This is a genomic window from Dapis hubbardiae BLCC-M172 (assembly GCF_050016015.1).
Classification (GTDB): Bacteria; Cyanobacteriota; Cyanobacteriia; order Cyanobacteriales; family Microcoleaceae; genus Trichodesmium.
The window spans coordinates 31,816-45,090 of the sequence record NZ_JBNHEQ010000249.1; the positions used below are offsets into that span (position 1 = coordinate 31,816).

At 34.8% G+C, this 13,275-nt stretch carries 12 protein-coding genes; 6 read left to right on the forward strand and 6 right to left on the reverse strand.

What is annotated here, in order from left to right:
* Nucleotides 1–257 precede the first annotated feature (257 nt).
* Nucleotides 258–659 (reverse strand): plastocyanin, encoded by a 402-nt coding sequence (petE, locus tag ACP6PK_RS22995; RefSeq protein ID WP_426563000.1) that lies wholly within the window; start codon nt 657–659, stop codon nt 258–260.
* A gap of 624 nt (nt 660–1,283) precedes the next feature.
* Between petE and ACP6PK_RS23000 the strand changes: the two genes are divergently transcribed.
* The 4 genes from ACP6PK_RS23000 (at nt 1,284) to ACP6PK_RS23015 (ending at nt 4,607) form a co-directional block, all read left to right on the forward strand.
* Entirely contained in the window at nt 1,284–1,706 is a 423-nt protein-coding gene (locus ACP6PK_RS23000) for a BlaI/MecI/CopY family transcriptional regulator (RefSeq protein ID WP_426563002.1), read from the forward strand.
* The gene (locus ACP6PK_RS23005) at nt 1,706–2,551 is read left to right on the forward strand and encodes a M56 family metallopeptidase (RefSeq protein WP_426563004.1); all 846 of its coding nucleotides are present in this window, start codon (nt 1,706–1,708) and stop codon (nt 2,549–2,551) included. Before ACP6PK_RS23000 ends, ACP6PK_RS23005 begins: the two co-directional genes overlap by 1 nt.
* Before the next feature lie 346 nt (nt 2,552–2,897).
* The gene (locus tag ACP6PK_RS23010) at nt 2,898–4,160 is read left to right on the forward strand and encodes a GGDEF domain-containing response regulator (protein WP_426563006.1); all 1,263 of its coding nucleotides are present in this window, start codon (nt 2,898–2,900) and stop codon (nt 4,158–4,160) included.
* Nucleotides 4,161–4,265: 105 nt separating this feature from the next.
* Nucleotides 4,266–4,607 carry a profilin gene (locus ACP6PK_RS23015; RefSeq protein ID WP_094671805.1) on the forward strand — a complete coding sequence of 114 codons (342 nt, stop codon included), beginning with the start codon at nt 4,266–4,268 and terminating at the stop codon, nt 4,605–4,607.
* Between the two features lie 413 nt (nt 4,608–5,020).
* On the opposite strand, the gene ACP6PK_RS23020 is transcribed toward ACP6PK_RS23015, so the two are convergent.
* The 4 genes from ACP6PK_RS23020 to ACP6PK_RS23035 form a co-directional block, all read right to left on the reverse strand.
* Nucleotides 5,021–5,572 carry a gamma-glutamylcyclotransferase gene (locus ACP6PK_RS23020; protein WP_426563077.1) on the reverse strand — a complete coding sequence of 184 codons (552 nt, stop codon included), beginning with the start codon at nt 5,570–5,572 and terminating at the stop codon, nt 5,021–5,023.
* Nucleotides 5,573–5,721: 149 nt separating this feature from the next.
* A complete protein-coding gene (locus ACP6PK_RS23025) occupies nt 5,722–7,446 on the reverse strand; it encodes a PAS domain-containing sensor histidine kinase (protein WP_426563009.1) in 1,725 nt (574 codons plus the stop codon).
* 930 nt (nt 7,447–8,376) lie between these two features.
* Complete coding sequence (locus tag ACP6PK_RS23030; RefSeq protein WP_426563011.1) at nt 8,377–9,492, reverse strand: aldo/keto reductase; 1,116 nt, start codon at nt 9,490–9,492, stop codon at nt 8,377–8,379.
* A gap of 426 nt (nt 9,493–9,918) precedes the next feature.
* A complete protein-coding gene (locus tag ACP6PK_RS23035) occupies nt 9,919–10,425 on the reverse strand; it encodes a bifunctional nuclease family protein (protein ID WP_094675927.1) in 507 nt (168 codons plus the stop codon).
* A gap of 270 nt (nt 10,426–10,695) precedes the next feature.
* On the opposite strand from ACP6PK_RS23035, the gene ribE reads away from it, so the two are divergent.
* Nucleotides 10,696–11,421 (forward strand): riboflavin synthase, encoded by a 726-nt coding sequence (gene ribE / locus ACP6PK_RS23040; protein WP_426563013.1) that lies wholly within the window; start codon nt 10,696–10,698, stop codon nt 11,419–11,421.
* A 260-nt stretch (nt 11,422–11,681) separates the two neighbouring features.
* Nucleotides 11,682–12,923, forward strand: a complete 1,242-nt coding sequence (locus ACP6PK_RS23045; protein ID WP_426563015.1) for a hypothetical protein — start codon at nt 11,682–11,684, stop codon at nt 12,921–12,923.
* Here the strand turns inward: ACP6PK_RS23045 and ACP6PK_RS23050 are convergent.
* Complete coding sequence (locus tag ACP6PK_RS23050) at nt 12,910–13,065, reverse strand: hypothetical protein (protein ID WP_168186642.1); 156 nt, start codon at nt 13,063–13,065, stop codon at nt 12,910–12,912. The genes ACP6PK_RS23045 and ACP6PK_RS23050 overlap by 14 nt on opposite strands.
* Between the last annotated feature and the right edge of the window lie 210 nt (nt 13,066–13,275).

The window sequence follows — 13,275 nt, forward strand, 5'->3', positions numbered from 1 at the left end:
TACTTAACTTTTAGAGAGAGGAATATTTAATAGTCTTCAATTTCAACTTTAATTAGTTAAGGGTTTTACAGTTTCCATTAACTATGAAATATCTCCAAAAATTATAAGGACGTTCTATAGAACGTCCCTAAAGTTTTTTTCCAAATAAATATTTATGATTAGGCGAAGACAGAGATATTGTTGTCATCCCTAATAACAATAAACCAAGATCAACCTAACTTAGTTTCAGTGTGTGATGTGTTAGTTAAGTTTTGCTATTATTTAACAATTAGATGGCCAACCATACCTGCACCACGGTGAGGAGTACAGAAGAACTCATAATCACCAGCCTTAGCATCTGCTGGGATATTTACATCAAAGCTCTCTCCAGCTTTATATGCCAACTTGTTGTGGGAAAGTGATTTTGACAGATTTGAATCTGGTGAATTAGCAGGATTGAACATTACATTATGAGGTGCAAGCATACCATTCTTAAATGTAACTGTATCACCTGGTTTAACATTTACTTGTTTGGGACTAAATTGTAGTCCACCAGCACCCATTGTTACTTCGTAGTTTGCTGCTTCTGCTGGATTAGAGAATACTAGACTACCGATAACTAGACTAACTACGCAAGCTAGCACTGCTACAGACTTGGAAAGTGAAGAGATAAAACGCATCCTTAACTCCTGTTTTTTTTAGATTATTCTTTATCTACGAAGTAATTATACATGAATAAGACAGATTGTCATAGTTCATAAAAATATAGTCAAATATGACATATCTCTATGTATGCAGGCGTTACCCTGACTGGGTGAACTACAACACCACGCCAGTTGCTTCAAGTCGGGAGACCCGCCCAACGCACTGGCTTCTCTATCTCATAGTCAAAGACATTTGAGACTGCTTTTCTTTTACCTCTTTGGGTGATTATCTCCCTGATTCAATTTCTGCTTGGTCATAAAACAGAGGCTTGGACATAGGTTCTTATGTATCTAGAGGTAGCGTGTCAGTCCAGGAATTTCACCCTATTGAAGTCAGATCATTGACTCTTGAGGCTATTTGATTTTCTATAATCACAGATATTATTAAATTATCTCAACAGTCACCCAAATTTCTGGAGACCATATGACTATATTTATGTACAACCTTTATTATACTTAAATAATTTGCCAGAAGAACAAGAAATTTTTATAGCAATTGCTTGGGTTAGCAAGTCCTCAAACTCTCAAAGAGAATTTAACTTCTGACTTCCAAACTTTAGCTCTAACTAAGGAAAGAAAAAATTGAAAAACTAAAAAAATATGAGTCCTCTACCAAATTACCGTCCCCAACAAATGTCCCTTGGTCCTCTGGAAACAGAAATTTTGAATATTGTTTGGAAATTAGGTTGTGCCACAGTTAAACAGGTACATGAACATATTCTGGCTGACCCTGACCGGGAATTAGCTTATACTTCAGTCACAACTGTTTTACGTCGCCTAACTCAAAAAGGCTGGTTGGTTTGTGATGAAAGTGGCCGTGCTTTTGTGTGGCGACCTTTAATTTCTCGTCGAGAAGCTCAAATGTTGAGAGCGCACAAACAATTAAATCAATTTCTGGAAGTAGGAAATCCTGATGTGGTGGCCGCTTTTGCCGATAGTTTGGACTCTGCTAGTATAGAACAAATAGAGGCGATCGCCGAGAAGCTAAAAGCTATACGCAAAGCTAGGGAGGAGGAAAAATAATGCACTTAATTATTATATTTTTGGCTCTAGGTTTAGCTTATGGTCTGAGATGTGTGGATTTTTTCATTTCTCCTCATTGGTTAGTCCGTTGGCAGCGCTCTTTACTATTATTTATTTCTCCGCCCTTACTTTTAATCGCAACGGCCATTGCAGTGATTTGTATGGGGCCTCAAGGAGAAATGTTGGGATTCTCAACTGGATGGGTTAGTTATGTATTGGCCTGGGGTTTTTGCGGATGGACAGTTATTTGGGGTTTGATTTTAGGTTATCAAGGCTGGCGGTCTGTACAAAAGGTTGATGATTATCCTCAAATAAATATTAAAGGTAAGTCTGTATTTTTACTTGATAATCCAATTTTATTTAGTGCGCAAATAGGGTTTTGGAATTCTAAGTTAGTTGTTAGTAAAGGTCTTGTAGAAAGATTAAACTCCGAGCAACTTTATGCAGTTTTAAATCACGAACAAGCTCACTATTATTATCGAGATACTTTTTGGTTTTTCTGGTTAGGTTGGTTGGGAAAAATAGTTCCTTTTTTACCAAATACGGAAGTTCTATGGCAGGAACTTTTGACTCTACGAGAAATTCGTGCAGACCAGTGGGCAAAAAAACAAGTAGATGGGTTATTGTTGGCGGAGACTTTGTTATTAATGGTGAGCGATCGCTTCACTGAAACAAATAACTTTTATGCAGCATTTAGTTGTACAACTCCCCCGAACCGTTTGACAGAAAGAATAGATTACTTATTAGCAGAACCAGATTTTTCTATACAGCGAAATAATTACTGGTTTTGGAGTTGGATATTGTTGAATTTTTTACCTTTAATTAGTATGTTCTTTCATCATTGACATCCTGCTCCACAAAACCTGTTGGTCGTAATGAGTAAAATACGTTGTACTGCATCAGTCCTCGTAAGCTATATTGGTAATATATTATGCAAAATTTGCTACAGAAAATTGCAGATATATAAGGTATACAAAGGTATATACAAGTTTTCAATAAAACCTGAAAAGGTCGGGTGGCGTCAAAAAAGGCGTTGCTGAAACACGGTATGAAATTCCTAAATTTATAATAGACCTTTCCGATAATTAATTTCAAACCTTTGTAAGACTTGGGTAAAAACTTAATTTCCGGAGATGTCTAATGTATAAATCAGATCTGTTTCTTGTTTAACTGGCGTGGAAGTATAGCTATATGAAAAACTTTGTTGCCAGTGATTTTTCAATTTTAATAGTTGACTATCATCCAGAAAATCTTAAACTATTAGGAAATGTTTTAGTCAAGGCAGGCTATAACCTAAATTTTGCTACAAATTGTCAAGAAGCTAGACAGAAAATTAGTCATTTACACCCAAACCTAATTCTGTTTGATTTGAAAGTAGCAGAAGATAATGGATGTGGGGTATGTCATCAACTTCAAGAGGATTTAAAACATCAACATATCCCAATGATTTTTATGACTGTCAATAAAGAACGAAAATATTTGAATTATAATTTTGAGTTAGGAGTAATTGATTATCTACAAAAACCGTTTGACTATGAAGAAGTTTTAGCTAAGGTAAAAACTCATTTAATTATCAAACAAAAATCTGATGAGTTAAAGGAAAGTGAAGCTAAATTAAATACAATAATTACTCATCTGTATGATGGTATTTTAATTATCGATCGACATGGAGTAGTGAAATTTGCTAATCCAGCAGCAGCAAGAATATTTGGTCAACCTTTAGAAGCACTTTTAAACCATAGTTTGGGCATACCAATATTAACTTCTGACAAAGCACTATTAGACTTTATTCATCCCAATGGTAAATTAGGGGTAGCAGAAATAACTGTAGGAAAAACAGAATGGCAGGGAGAAACTGTTGATATTATCTGCTTAAGAGATGTTAGCGATCGCCAAAAAGTTATGGAAGAATTAGAAGTAGCTTTAACTAAACAAAAAGAATTATCTGAAGAATTAGAAAAACAGGCGACAACAGATGGGTTAACAAACATTTATAACCGTCGTCAAATTATGAAATTAGCTGCACAAGAGTTTGACCGATCTATTCGTTATCAACATCCTTTTTCTATATTAATGATGGATATTGATAAATTCAAAATAATTAATGATACTTACGGACATCAAATAGGCGATCGAGTGATTATTGAAATGGTTAAAGCGGTATTAAAAAATATCCGTAAAGTAGATATTTTGGGGCGTTTGGGAGGAGATGAATTTATGGCTATCCTACCAGAAACTAATCAGAAGCAAGCAGTAGAAGTAGCAGAAAGGATATGCTTGGGTATGAGAGAGATAGAAATTACATTTGAAGCAGAGATAATTAAAGTTTACACAAGTATTGGCGTAGCAAGTTACAGTGAAGAAATAATAAATTTAGAGGACATGATTAGTTATGCCGACAAGGCGTTGTATCAAGCTAAAAGAGGAGGCCGTAATCAATTTTGTACTGTATAACTAATTAGGGTTTACTGAATAAATATAGAACTTTATTGGTAGTATGAATAAAAAATTTGCCCTGAGTTACATAAAATTACACGCTAAAAGAAAAAGGGGGTTTTTATGTCCTGGGATAGCTATATCGACAATTTAATTGGCCAAACTAAAGATGCTTCAGGAAATACTCATGCTGACAAAGCTTGTATTATTGGTCTTGATGGCGGTGCTAAGTGGACTACAGATGCTCATCCTCATGCTCTGAAACTTTCGACTGGGGAAACTGTAAATATTGCTGGGTGCTTTAAATCCAAAGATTTTTCTGAATTTATGGCTAGTGGTATTGTTGCTGAAGGTGTGGAATACCAATTTCTCAGAGAAGAAGATGGGAAAGTAGTGTTTGGGAAAAAGAAATACGAAGGTGCAATTACGCTTCAGGCATCCAAAACAGCTATCTTCAATAATTAATAATTAATAATTAATTATTGAAAATAAGAGGATTGGTTAAAAGGGAAATTTTTTTCTTTTTTCTCCTTGAAAGGAGAGGCTTTAAACCCTTATTTTTCCGTAATTGCCCATTGTCCCGAAGGCGGTCAACAAGGAAATACTAATATAGCACTACGCAAATAGGTTAGGACGTTTATAAATGCTCAAACGAGCGTCAGGGATTACTTTTGAATTTTGAATTTTGAATTTTGACTTGCGCGTAGCGCTATAAAGGAGTGGCTGTAATTGCAGAGTATCTCGAAAGTATCGGTATGTAACCACCATGGTATAAGAGCAGCATGACTTAGGAAATTGCCTCTACAACGGTTGTAGTCAAGGACTATCGCTATAAACAAATAGACTTTTTCAGCAAACTCCAATAAATAATAGTATATCTACGCCGCAGCTAATAATTTTTTGGGTCTTTTCTGATGCTGTAAACTGTACATATGTTCAAACAATTTCCAACAGTATTCTTCAGAAAGTCCACAAGTTATTGCACCTCGAAGTACAACATTAAAATACCAATCATTAGGAGCTAGTTCCTGGGGTAATTTATCTACAACTACATAGGTATTAACTTCACTATATAATTTACCTTGACAAGATACTTCAATTTTTTCTGGTCGATAACCACCGCAGTGAATTTGTTTAATAAAATCGAACTTTACAGTCTCTCTTTCATCTAGGCGATCGCGCAACCTCAAAGGTAAATTATAAAGCACTCCTTCCACAGTAGAATTTGGGCTTTTTACCACATCTAATGCTCCACAATTACGCTTTTCTGAATAACGATAAAATCCAAGTTTGTATCCTTTAAGTTTCGCTGGACCAATAACATAGGGATGAGTATTTTCACCTAAAGTTCGTTTTAAATCAACAGGACACATACAGGAACCATAAGCAAAATAGTAAAACTTTTTCTCTTTAGAAATTAACTTGTTCATCTTAATTTTTGACTGGGGAATTTGAGTTAGTATATCTTTAATTCCAGAAATATTTAACTGGAACATTATAAGGCAAGCTATGCCTAAAAAAATTACATCTTTTAAGCTTCGCTCAAATAATATTGAAATATTTTCGTTAGTAATAAATCTTAACTTTTACTATCTGCAACTTCTGTAGGCAAACAAACAGTAAAAGTAGAACCCAAAGAAACTTTACTATCAACAGTAATATTCCCACCCATCATTTGACAAAAACGTTGACTAATTGCTAATCCTAAACCAGTTCCCTCATATTGACGGGTAGTTGATTCATCAGATTGGGTAAAGGGTTTAAACAAATACTTAATCTGATCTAAACTCATACCGACACCATTATCAGTCACACAAATTACAATTTTATCTCTTTGACGACTTACTCTTAAGTTAATTTCACCTTGATGTGTAAACTTAGCAGAATTACTGAGTAGATTAGATATAATTTGTTGCACTTTAATTGGGTCTGCATACATAATACCAATATCTTCTACTCCTTCTACTTTCAAAATATTGCCATTTTTAACTACTAAAGGTTCCACTGATTTGACTACATTTTTGATTAAAGATGATAAATTAAAATCTTCCAAATATAACTTCATTTTATTAGCTTCTATTTTGGAAATATCAATAATTTCTTGAATCATTTTTAATAACTTTTGACTTTCAAAACGAATTTTGTTTAAGTCATTAGTTAAATCTTGGTAGCCCAAATCATTAATTTCTTCATGCAATAAATCCCCATAGCCAATAATCGCATTTAAAGGTGTTTTTAATTCGTGACTAATATTAGCTAAAAATCTACTTTTTGCTTGGTTGGCAGCTTCTGCAGCTTCTTTTGCTAACTCTAGTTCTAATTGTATATGTCGGCGTTCGGTAATATCATGAAATGTGGAAACTACTGCTTCTATATTTTCTTCTCTATCCACTACGGGACTAATAATATATTCATAATCTATTTCCCCTTTTCTTGTGGAAAAACATCCTTCTGATTTGACAGATTTACCAGTAGTGAAAACTTTTTTTATTTGTTCATCGAACTCTTGAATAATTTCTTTTGAAAAACCTAGTTCTGTTGCTGTTTTACCAATCATATCATTAGGCTTCATGCCTAGAGATTCTGCTCCAGTTAGACTTACATAAGTATATTTTCCGGAGGAATCAAAAAGATAAATTGGATCTACAGAAGCATTGAGAATACTATCAACTGTTCTCGCGTGTTGTGATAGTTCATTAGCCATTTTCTCTGCCATTTTATTAGCCTGAGTTTTGGCACTCATTTCCATTTTGAGCTGTTCATTTAGTTGTTTTAAACAAATAGTACGTTCTGCTACTCTATTTTCCAGCTCTTCATTCAGGTTAGCTAACAATATTTGAAGTTCTTTACGGTAATTGATATTTGTAGATATACTACCAATTGCATAGAGACAACCATCTAAATTATAAAGTGGAAATTTGGTGGAAATATAAGAGTTATATCCATTTTTATCAGGTAAAATTTCTTCGACTGTTAAACATTTTTTTGATTCTGTAACTATTTGATTTATGTGACTAGAATTTTCTGCAATTTCTCTGGAAAAAAAATCATAGTTAGTTTTGCCAATAACTTGGTCTTTTGCTAGATTAAAAGTTTCTTGAAAATGACGATTTATTAAAATATATTTTCCTTCTATATCTTGAATATGAATAATTGCTGTAGAGTTATCTATAATTGCTTCTAAGATTCCTTGTTTTTTTTCTAATTCTAGCTTTTCCTCTTGGTAAATTTTAAGTTCTTCTTGTAATTCTTGGTTGTTTTTTTTAAGTTTTTTAATTTTTCTTTCCAGATTTATAAATCTCAAAAAAAAATTCCTGAGAAAATGATTTATTAGTAGGAAAAATATAATTGATATAATGATTAATAGAAACAACATTGTGATTATCAATCTTAGTTTAAAATTCACTGCAAGTTAGGGAATAAGTGATAGAGATAGAAGCTGCTATCAATTCAAGCAAGGTAGAAAATTTTCAAAACTACGTTAAAAATACTATTCAAAACATTTCTTCACTCTTAATTTGATAAGTTCCTGATTTCTTATATAACTTTTCTCACCCTTTTTCATTAATTGATGATGGATAATTACCTCCCCAACAATGGATAATGAAAACTCTCTCTAATTATCAATTATCCATTATCCATTGGTGAGGTACAGTTGTTTTTCTTTTTTTCTGTTAACTGTTCCCTATTCCCTATTCACTGTTCCCTATTCCCTATTCACTATTCCCTAAAGCCTAAAACTTTGTACCTCACCAGATAAAAATTGCTATAGCAGTCTTTACTACTACGATACTTAATCATCTAAATCTAGAAAAATCAACTGAAAGTGTATCCATTTTAGATGCAAAATTTTTCCTACAATATAGGATAATTTTTACTTCTTAATAGATTCACAAACAATTAATCTTAGATTTGGGTGAATAATTAGTAAATTTACAAAAGTATCTGATTAAAAAAATTCATTAAATTTACCGAAATAATTAATAATTAAACAATTAAATAATTAGATCATTCACGCCTTGAAGCCTCCCCTTTCAAGGGGAAAAAAATAAATCTTTTCCTTATTCGTCAATCCTCTCCCTAAAAGGGAGAGGTAATTATCAATTATCAATTATCAATTATCAATTATCAATTATCAATTAATGAATTATCTTGTTGATTTTCGTAAATTATTGTAGCGATACACCTGATATTCTCTATATATCTTTATAATCTAACACAATATCTCAAAAATTTAGTCCCACAACCGACGACCAGATGTACCCTTAAATCTCTGATGGGTATCTTTCAATAAACTTGGTATATCCAATTTTTCCGGACATCTGGGTAAACACTCCCCACATTCAGTACATCGGTTGCCTTTCTTACCAGGAAACCAATGACCAGCATTTTCAAACATTCCGTATCTATATTTACCGAAACTTGTCATATCATAAGCTATACCCAAATTCCTTAATCTCAGGACTTCTGGAATATTAATATCCTCTGGACAAGGTAAACAAGCATAACATTGGCTACATTTATCCGTTCCTAACCTTTGTAAAGCTTCAGTTTCCAAACGCTGAAATATTTCTGTTTCCTGAGAAGTTAGAGGTTGTGTGCGATCGCTCATAGTCAAAGGCCATTCTAATTCTTGTGGCCTAGCGGCACCCACACTCAAAGTTGTAATTCTAGGATCGCTTAATAAAAATCGATAATTTAATTCCAGTGGAGAAAAAGGCTGACACAACTCCTGAAGAGTAGGAGGTGGTGTGTATAGCTGTCCACCTTTATCTGCTGGAGAAATAATAAAAATGCCCATATCTTTTTGGTGGGCTAACTCCACTGCGGGAGCATGACGTTGGAAAAAGTAGTAGTAATGTAAATTAATAAATTGAAAAAAGTCTGTATTAATAGCTGCTAAGATTACTTCTAAAGGAGCATGAGTTGAGAAACCAATATTTTTGACTCGCCCATCATCTATCAGCTTCTGAAACGCCCTAATGCTATGATGGGTAATTTCTAAATGTTCCCAAGTATTAATGCCATGAATAGCTAGACAGTCTAAATAGTCAATATTTAGATTTTCCAATGATTCATCTATACAACTTTCTATAGCATTAACATCTTTTGTCGGTGTAATTTTTGTTGTTATATAAAGTTTGGCACGCTCCAACCCAGATACCAAAGCTGAACCCAGGTACTTTTCACTTTTACCATAACCTCTAGCTGTTTCAATATGGTTAATACCCATATCTACAGCTTGTCGTATTGTTTGCACAGCATTTTCCTCAGATACCAAGTATCGCATAGTACCCAAGGAAAAAACTGAGAGGTTTAAGTTGGTTTTGCCAAACCTGCGGTAATGCACTTGTATATTTTAGTTTTTACTTTTTACTTTTTAGTTTTTACTTTTAGTTAATTAGCGATCAAAACAAAGGGCGCGGATATGACTAAATGCTATTTGTGTTTTTGTCGGCGCAAAGCATCCTCTAGAGAACCATCAATGTACGGAAATACTTCTGACTTCTGAACTTTGCGCCTTCTGACTTGCGGGTAACACTATAGCGATCGCTCTGAAAACCTATAATTAACAAATATAATAGTGGTTTGCCCGTAATTTTAGTACATAAAACCACCTAGAATCTGGCTAATATAGAAAGGGATAATAGGAAAACTAATAGCCAACGAGCATACTAACTTTGGCTAAGTATTTCCAATAGGGTGCTTAACCTTTTACCTAAATAAATTTTTTTTTGGATTTTTATTTTTGAATTTTTATTTGTGCGAAACAGTATCAAGATAGTTCACCAGTGCTAGTTCCACCACGTTTAATTAAATCTTCAGGGCGAAGTTTTGACACAAAATCCCGAAATGCTTGCCTTTCAGCCTCATCTGCATCTCGATCTACAGGGATAGAAGCATCTGCTACTACCTCTTCCATCACCCATATAGGGCTATTTGTGCGAAGGGCAATAGAGATAGCATCACTAGGGCGGGCATCAATTTCTTTTTTAGCTTCCCCTTGTTTCACGATTAGCACTGCATAGAAAGTATTATCTTGCAATGAGTGAATTACCACTTTTTCCAGAACCCCATTAAGTGATTCTAGAATACTGACCGTAAGGTCGTGAGTCAATGGACGTGGTGGTTGATGGTTTTCCAAAGCGCTAATAATTGCCTTGGCCTGATCTTGACCTATATAGATAGGCAAGGCACGTCGCTCTGTACTATCTCTTAACAATACAATCGGATTGCGTGTTGCTGCATCCAATGCTATTCCAGCGACTTTCATTTCAATCATCGACTCGGCCTCATTTTATAATTATTTTTACAGTCTGTATACGATATAAATGATTATAGGTAAGGAACAACTGGATTTTAATCTGGCTTGATATTTACCTATATTAATTATTTTTACATTTATTGATTATGTTCTATCTTTTCCCATGTATGGTGTCTACGTTAACTCATAGCTCACCAGATGATATAGATAACCTAATCTTAAGCCCAGTATTGCTGTAAATGTTCAGAAAATTTAACTAAATTTTAATTATTAATCAGAGGAAAAACAGTGTTTACAGGATTAATTCAAGCTTTAGGAAAAATTAAGCTTTTAGCAGAAAGCCAAATTTTAGTCTCTCTGGAATCATCTACTAATAGCCAAATCATCTTAAAAGATTTGGCCATTGGTGATAGTGTAGCTGTAGACGGTGTTTGTCTAACAGTAATAGATATTTTAACTCAAGGATTTGTAGCGATCGTATCACCTGAGACCTTACAACGTAGTACCCTAGGCCAACTATCGGATAGATATGTAAATCTTGAAACTTCATTAAGAGCAGGTAGTAAGCTGGGAGGCCATTTTGTAACAGGTCATATTGATGGGGTTGGACGCTTGCAAAGCTCTGTTGAAACTATTAATGCCTGGGAAATGAAATTTATAGCGCCACACACAACAGATGAAAAGTGGGAACGTCAGATAGCACCCTATATTGTACCAAAAGGGAGTATAGCAGTTAATGGTATTAGTTTAACTGTGGCTGATTGTGATGTGGATGGCAACTGGTTTCAAGTAGCAGTTATTCCCCATAGTTTTAATGAAACAAACCTGAGCCATTTAAAAGTAGGTAGTTTAGTAAATATTGAAGCAGATATTCTGGGTAAATATGTAGCTAAATTTCTGCGTCATGGATCTAATAATTATTCTGTTTTGCCACCTGCTTTAGCAGCAAATTCCACTGTTAATAATTTAAAAGATATTACACCAGAATTTTTGGTAGAAAACGGTTTTATTTAAAATTAGGGAATAGGGAACAGGGAATAGGGAATAGGGAATAGAAAGTAACTTAAATTCCTTGTTTCCCAGAAAGAGTATTCTGTTGACTACTTGACTTTTTTTAGGATATCATCACTTGTAGACCACTACAAAATCTAGTAGTATCGGTACAATTCAATACTGTAGGGGTTTGGTAACCAAACCCCTACCAATCACTAATTTGATATAAGACCTGATTTTTTGGTCAAGGATGAGAAACTTAGTTTAACTAAAAAAAAATCATGCCATTCTTTGAAAGTGAATACTTGCTAGAAAACCCTGGTGTTGCAGCAGCAGTTAATAGTGGTATTATCCCATCTGGTTTTGATCATTATCTCCAGTTTGGGCAGTTTGAACTGCGCTCTGCTACTTTTACTGGTAGCACTAGCAATGACTTTCTCCCAGAATTTCCTGTGGGTGTAGCAGGAGGAGAAATAGACTTGATCGGAGTACCTGTTAGTTTAGACGCTCAAGGCGATCGTATTTATCAAACAGGTACTACAGGTGATGGAGGCGGAGGTTTTGACACCTTATTTGGAGGAAATACTACTGATATTTTTATCTTAGGTGAATCTGGTCAGGATTTCTACAATGGTATAGATAGTAGGGTTCGCATTAGCAACTTTGACCCCAATGTTGACATTATCCAATTGGGTAAAGAGAATAATTCATTTATTAGAAATTACTCCATTGGTTTTGTACCAGGACAAACCGAAGCATCCATTATTGCTCGTAGCACTACAGGAACAACATTAGCTGTGGTGGAGAATGCTGTCGATCCTGTTACTAACGAGCTACTTTTGGATAGTAGTAACTTCCGCTTTGGTTCCCAACAACCTCCAACTGATGAACCTCTACCTCTAGAAGTATCTTTTGTCGAAGGCGAATATTTAGCAAATAATCCTGGTGTTGCTGAAGCAGTCAATAACGGATTCATTGGTTCTGGTTTAGAACATTATCTCAACTTTGGTATCAATGAAAATCGTGCTGCTATTTTTAGTGGAACAAGTGGCAGCGATATTGTTAGTCCTGTGGGAGCAGAAAATAATTTTGTGGAAATAACAGGAGTTGCAGTAGATTATTTTTTTGAAAGAGATTTCCGTAGTGATGGTATAGGTGAGTTTGATCGCCTTATTGGTACTCCTGGAGTAAATGAGTTTATATTAGGAACTACTACAGTTATAGTTCCTGCTCTAATACCAAGAGCGGTACCTTTCTATTTAGGTGAAGGTGAAGCAACAATAGTAGACTTTAACCAATTTGAGGGTGATTCTATTGAGATATTTAAGAGTTCCAGAGATAACATTGAGTTTTTCCCATTAGGTAATAATTTAGTGATTGAGCACCAATCAATATCAATAGAGAATAATACTATTGAGAGAGATACTATTGCTATAATTGAGGATGGAGCTAATTTAAACTTAACTCAGAATATTCAAACAATTGATGATTTATTTGGAATAGATAGGGTTATTTTGTTCTAGAACCGTTTTCGTTGCCATACTTAATGTAGCTGAAATCTTGTAGGGGTTTGGTCACCAAACCCCCTACCAAACTAGGAGTTTTTGCCAATACTTCAAAATAAGCAGATTTACAGCGCTTTTCATTAGTAGGGGCGAATGGCATTCGCCCTCAGAGGTTCCATGGTCGCCCTTAGACGTTCCATGGTCGCCCTCAGACGTTCCATGGTCGCCCTCAGAGGTTCCATGGTCGCCCTTAGACGTTCCATGGTCGCCCTCAGAGGTTCCATGGTCGCCCTTAGACGTTCCATGGTCGCCCTCAGAGGTTCCATGGTCGCCCTTAGACGTTCCATGGTCGCCCTCAGAGGTTCCATGG

Excerpts from the sequence above, each read along its gene's own strand:
- petE (WP_426563000.1), bottom strand. The coding sequence starts at position 659 with ATGCGTTTTATCTCTTCACTTTCCAAGTCTGTAGCAGTGCTAGCTTGC.
- ACP6PK_RS23000 (WP_426563002.1), top strand. The coding sequence starts at position 1,284 with ATGAGTCCTCTACCAAATTACCGTCCCCAACAAATGTCCCTTGGTCCT.
- ACP6PK_RS23005 (WP_426563004.1), top strand. The coding sequence starts at position 1,706 with ATGCACTTAATTATTATATTTTTGGCTCTAGGTTTAGCTTATGGTCTG.
- ACP6PK_RS23010 (WP_426563006.1), top strand. The coding sequence starts at position 2,898 with ATGAAAAACTTTGTTGCCAGTGATTTTTCAATTTTAATAGTTGACTAT.
- ACP6PK_RS23015 (WP_094671805.1), top strand. The coding sequence starts at position 4,266 with ATGTCCTGGGATAGCTATATCGACAATTTAATTGGCCAAACTAAAGAT.
- ACP6PK_RS23020 (WP_426563077.1), bottom strand. The coding sequence starts at position 5,572 with ATGAACAAGTTAATTTCTAAAGAGAAAAAGTTTTACTATTTTGCTTAT.
- ACP6PK_RS23035 (WP_094675927.1), bottom strand. The coding sequence starts at position 10,425 with ATGATTGAAATGAAAGTCGCTGGAATAGCATTGGATGCAGCAACACGC.
- ACP6PK_RS23045 (WP_426563015.1), top strand. The coding sequence starts at position 11,682 with ATGCCATTCTTTGAAAGTGAATACTTGCTAGAAAACCCTGGTGTTGCA.
- ACP6PK_RS23050 (WP_168186642.1), bottom strand. The coding sequence starts at position 13,065 with ATGCCATTCGCCCCTACTAATGAAAAGCGCTGTAAATCTGCTTATTTT.